General features: G+C 32.4%; 2 protein-coding genes and 1 pseudogene. All 3 read left to right on the forward strand.

The window, feature by feature from the left end:
- Positions 1-454: pseudogene (locus MRZ08_RS02205) on the forward strand (primosomal protein N'); the annotation flags it as partial.
- 9 nt (positions 455-463) lie between these two features.
- The gene (ftsY, locus tag MRZ08_RS02210) at positions 464-1,651 is read left to right on the forward strand and encodes a signal recognition particle-docking protein FtsY (RefSeq protein WP_297378787.1); all 1,188 of its coding nucleotides are present in this window, start codon (positions 464-466) and stop codon (positions 1,649-1,651) included.
- A 133-nt stretch (positions 1,652-1,784) separates the two neighbouring features.
- A partial coding sequence (gene rpsB / locus MRZ08_RS02215; RefSeq protein ID WP_297378789.1) for a 30S ribosomal protein S2 occupies positions 1,785-2,106 on the forward strand: 322 nt, incomplete at its 3' end.

The raw sequence follows: 2,106 nt of genomic DNA on the forward strand, positions 1-2,106 counted from the left end.
CGGTAGAGCAGGTCGAGATAAGTTAAAAGGAAGGGTTATAATTCAAACATATAGGCCAGATAATTTTGTAATTCAGGCAGCGAAGAACAATGATTACGAAGTTTTCTATGAAAATGAACTAAAACTTAGGAGAGCCTTTAATTACCCACCCTATAAGAATATCTTGACCATAAGGGTAGTCAATGAATCGAGGCTAAAAACCATAGACATTTCCAAGAAACTTTTTAAGGATATTTCTAAGTTGCTTAATAATACTAGTATTGAGCTGATAGGACCTAATCCATGTAAAATTGCAAGAATTAACAATAAGTTTAGGTATAATATATTAATAAAAGTTGACGATAATGGGCTAAATGATGTTATTGATATTATTAATAGATTAAGGATTAAATATATCAATGAATATAAAGATACAAGTTTCATACCTGCCCTAAATCCAACGAATATTAATTAAGGAGTTAAGATGTTTGATTTTTTTAAAAGAAAGAAGAACAAAGAAGAAATTAAAGAAGAACAAGAAATAGAAGAAGACTCAGAAGTTATCGAATCATCTCAATCATATAAAGAGGTTGAAGAATTTGTAGAAGAAAAAGAAATAGATGAATCTAGGTATCATTCCTATGAAAATGAGACAGATAGTGATAATGAAACAGAATTTATCGACGATAATCTTGATAGCTTAAATGAAGCGGAGGAAGTAGATATTGATAATAGTGAATCATTAGACAATGAGGATGTTGGATTTTTTGCAAAGATCAAAAAAGGTTTAACTAAAACTCGTGATCAGTTTAGTCAAGGTCTAACAAATCTATTCACTAGAAACGTCAAAATAGATGATGATTTGTATGATGAATTGGAAGAAATTCTCATATCAGCAGACATTGGAATGACATCTACCGTAGAGATTGTAGATGAGCTTAGAGATGAAATTAAGAAAAGAAGTATCAAAGAAGCTGACCAGATATATCCAGTATTAAAGGAAATAATGACAGAAAAATTAGATGAGAAAAATTTGGATAATAATCTAAATATCGAGAAGAATAATTTATCAGTAATCCTCGTTATTGGAGTTAATGGAGTAGGAAAGACAACGACTATCGGTAAACTAGCATATAATCTCAAAAATGAAGGGAAAAATGTAATGCTTGCAGCTGCTGATACTTTTAGGGCAGCAGCCATAGAACAATTGGGAGAATGGGCTGAGAAGTCTGATTTAGAAATGATCTCACACAAAGAGGGTTCTGATCCATCTGCGGTTATATTTGATGCTATAAAATCAGCTAAAGCCAAAAATGCCGATGTTTTAATTTGCGATACAGCAGGACGTCTTCATAACAAGAAAAACTTAATGAAAGAGTTAGAAAAAATTAATAAAACTATAGATACGCACGCTAAGGGAGCTAGTAGAGATAATCTATTAGTTCTTGATGCAACTACTGGCCAAAACGCAGTAAGCCAGTTAAGAGAATTTAAAAATGTTACAGACATATCAGGACTTATTCTTACTAAACTAGATGGAACAGCCAAGGGAGGGGTAATTTTTCCTCTACAAGTTGAGCTGGAAGTACCGGTTAAATATATTGGAGTTGGTGAAGGAATAAATGATTTAGAGAAATTTGAATCCAAAACATTTGTAGAAGCTATGTTTTAATCTTGAAAGCTTAGAAATAAGGGGTATCATTAAGAAGTACTACGAGTAAACACATCTTTGGATGGTAATTTCGTTGCCTTTTTAGGTTAAATTATCAGCAGAAGAAGATGGAAGAATAAACGGAGGTAATTTTATGGCAGTAGTTTCAATGAAAAAGTTATTAGAAGCAGGTGTACACTTTGGTCACCAAACTAGAAGATGGAATCCTAAAATGGCTAAATACATCTTCACAGAAAGAAATGGAATCTATATTATAGATCTACAAAAAACAGCAGTTCAAATCGAAGAAGCTTACGCACAAGTTAGAGATATCGTAGCTGACGGTGGTAGAGTGTTATTTGTAGGTACAAAGAAACAAGCTCAAGATTCTATTGAACAAGAAGCAAAGAGAAGTGGTCAATTCTACGTATCTAACAGATGGTTAGGTGGAATGCTTACAAACTTCAAGACAATTA

It is taken from the genome of Anaerococcus sp., assembly GCF_022770135.1.
Lineage (GTDB): Bacteria > Bacillota > Clostridia > Tissierellales > Peptoniphilaceae > Anaerococcus.